Annotated in this window: 4 protein-coding genes; 2 read left to right on the top strand and 2 right to left on the bottom strand. The window is 41.0% G+C overall.

Annotated elements, in window-relative coordinates; genetic code table 11:
* Window positions 1-111 precede the first annotated feature (111 nt).
* Window positions 112-1,371, bottom strand: coding sequence for a HipA domain-containing protein (locus tag RHEIN_RS16210; protein ID WP_008900063.1), 1,260 nt, complete (start codon window positions 1,369-1,371; stop codon window positions 112-114).
* Window positions 1,368-1,805, bottom strand: a complete 438-nt coding sequence (locus RHEIN_RS16205) for a helix-turn-helix transcriptional regulator (protein ID WP_008900062.1) — start codon at window positions 1,803-1,805, stop codon at window positions 1,368-1,370. Before RHEIN_RS16205 ends, RHEIN_RS16210 begins: the two co-directional genes overlap by 4 nt.
* 841 nt (window positions 1,806-2,646) lie before the next feature.
* Between RHEIN_RS16205 and RHEIN_RS16200 the strand changes: the two genes are divergently transcribed.
* The gene (locus RHEIN_RS16200; protein WP_008900061.1) at window positions 2,647-3,174 is read left to right on the top strand and encodes a hypothetical protein; all 528 of its coding nucleotides are present in this window, start codon (window positions 2,647-2,649) and stop codon (window positions 3,172-3,174) included.
* A 390-nt stretch (window positions 3,175-3,564) separates the two neighbouring features.
* Entirely contained in the window at window positions 3,565-4,566 is a 1,002-nt protein-coding gene (locus RHEIN_RS16195) for a hypothetical protein (RefSeq protein WP_008900060.1), read from the top strand.
* The last annotated feature ends 81 nt before the right edge of the window (window positions 4,567-4,647 follow it).

Raw genomic sequence — 4,647 nt, 5'->3', positions numbered from 1 at the left:
GCTCATAGCTGATGATCAATTAACTGGATAATTGTTTAAACTGGTGGTAACCACCAGCGATCAATTCCGTAAATCGAGGTAACGTTTACAACCTGATTTCAGAATTTTAAATCAGGCCCTATTTAACTGACCAATCATTTCCTGAATACACAAATACCGGATCTTTTTCAGCATTTGCATTTCACCGGCTTTACCTGGATGCGAAGGTTCTGCCTCCACTTGTGCAATCAACATGTCTGCTGCCGGCACAATGTCTTTTATCATTTGCACCAAAACTCTTAAGGAAAGGGCCTCAGGTAAGCCAAGCGCCAGCCCAAATTGAAAGACATGCTCTTTCCTTAAGTCTCCAAACTGAACCGCATCACCCATTCTTTGTGATAAATCCTCACATGGATGCTTACCAGGCGTTGCGTAAATGATGGTACTTAATAGGTCATAATGGGGCATCAGTTGATAGCCGCGGTCAGTTAAACGGAAAGAGAGGTTTTTCAAATGAGCGTCACCGTTACCGACCAGAGTGTTGAACAGAGCCCATTTGAAAATAGCCAGGCGGGTTGGGCCAGGCGCGATACAGGACTGAGCAAGTTTAAGTAGGCTTTGGACTGTACTCGCACTGTATTTTTCCCGAAATGACAACCCTAAAAGCTGACATCCATCCATGACATGTAAACGATGAACATCCGGATATTCACCTGACCGGTCAAAGCGCTCCACGATATATACTGGCGCTGGCAGAAAAATATGGTGAACGTCAGGCACGGACAGGTCGCAGGCGTTGGCCAGAGACATCACGAACCACTCATTACGAGTAGTGAAACTGTAGACATCTGGCTCTGAATGTTCCGGTTTTAAAATATGAGTCGATGGGAACTGGCCGGCCGGCTCATAGAGCTGCCCATCTTTGAAAATCACCAGCATTTTGTGTTGAGCGCCAGCCAATGACATTTTCTTTCGCTCACTGTCATTCATAGGCAATTTGGGAAGGTTTAAAATCCTGTCATTCATTTCTGCAGACGTCAGCGGATAAACCTCGCCAGGTTTTAATTCAACGCCCGGTTGTAATAGTGTGAACGCGCCAGCAGACTCATGGCCAATAGCAGTAAGAAGTGCAAACGCGTCGCCTGGTTCAACATGGGCTGACTTTTCAAGCAGGGTTCTGGCCTTCTCTTCTGGCAACAGATTGTCAAAGAACCACTGCACCGGCCGCGTTGTGGCGCCATCCAATTGCCGGCCGGCCGCTAAGTCAAGCCCAGGGATAATATTAAAGCCCTTGGCCAACCAATCTGCATCGTACTCAAAACCCCAAATGGACGATTCTTCTACAAGTTTGCCTACATAAACGCGGTCAAGATAAACGTTAAGCACTCTCATGATCGGCGCACTCGCTTAGAATTTGGTACTTTTCCCCACAATTCCAAGAAGTCTTGTGTATTGATGCGGTTATATTTTCCATCAACCTCTGACAGAAAAAAACTCCGCTTTATTTGTGATGGGTCCCCCGTTCGGATATCTGATGAAGCATAACGACTGTATCTGATACTGTCGTGTTTTGATGATTTATTATGCTTGACCAGTAATGCTTCGACATCAGGCGGCAGAGTAAGCTCAACTCCAATCCCCAACGACTCAAGCACCTGCAGTACTTTCCCGATTTGCGCGGTTTCTTTACCATTCTCCAGATGGCTCAGGAATGACTGTCCGGCATTGGATAGCTGAGATGCGGTTAGCTGGTCTAAATCCTGACTAATCCGCGTGATACGAATGACCTGACCAATATCAGTCACACTTTTAACAGGCACTTTCATAGGTAAGCCTCTATAATTTGTGCGAGCAAATAAAATAAGTATAAATCACCAGTCAATATATGACAATTTGTGCGTGCTAATAAATTATGTAGCATTTGCTAGTGGATGCACCATAACTTATGCGAATGAACATGTTACTGCATCTATTGACATTGCTAGCCAATAACTTGTGCGTTTGAATAAGTTAGCTAGTTTATTGCGATTTCTGGGTTATAACTTGTACGAGCTGATGAATTACATCTTGCAGCGACCGATGTTCTGCAACTTCCCGCTTCTCTTGCAAAGAAGCGGCGATTTCTCTACATGGCGTCGGTATACGTATTGCGGCACAAGCTTAATCTCAAGCGCCTATGCTGAGATCACTTAGCGGTCCGCTCAATATTTTAGGCCTTAGTTCTTATGTAGATCACTGAATTCTACCAAGTGATCAAAAGGTTAATTTCATTTAATACACCACCTATTTGCAAGTCGATTGCACCACTCGTTGCAAATTGACAGCACCACCTATTTCACTAAATATTACCACTGTATCGAATAGTGGCTTTGTGCCAAAAGCGGACTAATGCCGATCGGTATTGCTTAAAACTCGCCAATAAAAACTTCGAAACTACTTATTAAACATCCTGCATGCAACCATGAGTTGATTTCTGAACAACCAGCGTACAAAGAGTCAGGTTTTTGTCGGAAATGTTTTTAGATAATTAAGAAAATTTGGTTGAAAAATAGGTACTTCCATATTAGGTTTGTATGAGTTAGTTTGTGAATGAATATAAAAAATCTCCAACTTGCACTCAGTTTACTTTCTATCAAATGGTTAGAGAATTTTGGACGGAGCTACAGAATGAAACTTCTACTCGGCGTTATTGCGCTAGTCGCAGATCTACTTGGAATTGTGACGTTTATATTGTCAGGGCAAGTAAATAAATTCTGGACCGCCACATGGCTAGTTATGCTAATAAGCTTAGCCTTGCTTCTATCAATCGCCATGTTCTTCCTCAATGCCGCACGAGATCAGCGAGCTCAGCAATTCTTGCCCCTTGCTAGCGGTGTATATGCTTTGCTCTCTTGCATAGCTATCATTTCAGGACTCCACATTATAAGTTCAGGTGAGGCTACCATAGGGGTATTTTTCGGGATAGCGGTGTTAATAGTTTTCCCTGCGATAATGGCGCTAGTTATTTCTGAATATGCGGATAGAAAAGCTCATCGTCCAATCTGCTATCTTTATGCGGCCACGGGAATTCTTGCAATCATTGGCTTAATGTTCCGGTATATGGATAACCCTGGGTTCAGTTGGGCGCTGCTCGGCGAAGCAGTCATTCTTGCTGCTATTGGAGTTGGCTTTGTCTTATTTGCAGAAGACTTTTAACGCTACACTTAACAGGGCCAGCTCGGAAAGTGGTAAGTAGCATTTAATTCACCATTAATTGCTGTCGACGCTTACCACTCCTTGTAGTGGAACTGACCCGTAGTTTCAACCACCTTACCACTACCCAAAGAGGGCTGAGTGCCAAAAACGGACATTGGTTGTACATATGGACGAATACACAGTGTTATTTGCTTTCTCCATAAAACAGGCACGCTTTTAGCAGCTCAATAGGCTAGAGAAAAGTAATAATGTGCAAGCACGTTTTTGGTCACAGCTAGAAGTGATTTACTGTGATTATGTGCTTATTTATTAGCTGTTTTGTCATCTGATAAAACCAGAGGAAGCGTGCCAGCACAATATACAAATTGTTAGCTATTTTTAGGATGATTTATGAGTTTATTTGAATTTAATAACAAAGAAGAGAAAGTGCATAAGATCGAAGCAGATAATTGTTCTACTATTTATTTTGGCTCTCCATTTTTTGGTTCCCCTCAAGGTAAGAAAATTGATGCGTACTTCTTAATGGATACAAATATATTTAACAATATATGCAAAAATGACTACTCCGAAACATTTAATAAATTTATTGAGTTTGCGAAACATAATCGTTTTGAGTTGAACCCTGCATTTGCAATTTCAGAATTATATAGAACAGCCGAAAATCCTCGTGGTTATGTTGACTACTACAAAAAGCATTTATGTGAAAGGTTCGGAATTATTATTAGTGATGACAGTATTGCTAAATGCTGCACACTGGCTGAAGAGCTTGTACCAGTTATGAAAGGTAATATTGAGCTAATTGAGGAATATCTTGCAATAGTGAAAGAGATATATAATAACTCTCTTTCTGAAGAGCAATCAGTCAGAAAATTCTTAAACATTATTAAAGATAAGAACCTTCCCCAGTTTGCATTTATGATATTTTCAGGTCTAATTTTCATATTTGTTAAACATAATGTAAGCAATTGCGAAAGTATCCGAAGGAAAGTTGATTCATTTTTGTCTATCGGTAAAGACTATGTGGAAGAAAAACGTAAGCTCCACAATGGCGCTACTGACATATCAATTTTTTTAAATGTTCAAGAAATAGCTGCAAATAGTGAAAATTTTGAGTGCACTGTTGCTAACATTGTCACTAGAGATGAAGTTGTGGCATATCTTTTAGAAAATTTATGTATTTATTCTGTGAAAAAGATTGAAAGTGGTAAACATTCAGGGATGATTACTCCGAGAAACTCCACTGTTTGGATGTATAAATTTGAGCAGTATAAAGACGATATTAAGGATAAACTGAACCGTCAAAGCTCAGGTTCAGAAAAGGAAATTGATATTAGAAAACGTAATCTAAAAAATCAGTGGTTTTTAAGTTTGCAGCGATACCTGAGTTTTTGAAATGCTAACAGCCACCACCAAAAACGCGCACATTGGGCGCTCTTCTCTCAACAAGTTGCTCGCGTTAATGTCTGCTATTCG

Source organism: Rheinheimera sp. A13L (genome assembly GCF_000217935.1).
Taxonomy (GTDB): Bacteria; Pseudomonadota; Gammaproteobacteria; order Enterobacterales; family Alteromonadaceae; genus Pararheinheimera.
This window is presented reverse-complemented; position numbering and strand designations above follow the sequence as displayed.

Bases quoted from the DNA above. Each gene is read 5' to 3' on its own strand.
- RHEIN_RS16210 (WP_008900063.1), bottom strand. From the start codon at position 1,371: ATGAGAGTGCTTAACGTTTATCTTGACCGCGTTTATGTAGGCAAACTT.
- RHEIN_RS16205 (WP_008900062.1), bottom strand. From the start codon at position 1,805: ATGAAAGTGCCTGTTAAAAGTGTGACTGATATTGGTCAGGTCATTCGT.
- RHEIN_RS16195 (WP_008900060.1), top strand. From the start codon at position 3,565: ATGAGTTTATTTGAATTTAATAACAAAGAAGAGAAAGTGCATAAGATC.
- RHEIN_RS16200 (WP_008900061.1), top strand. From the start codon at position 2,647: ATGAAACTTCTACTCGGCGTTATTGCGCTAGTCGCAGATCTACTTGGA.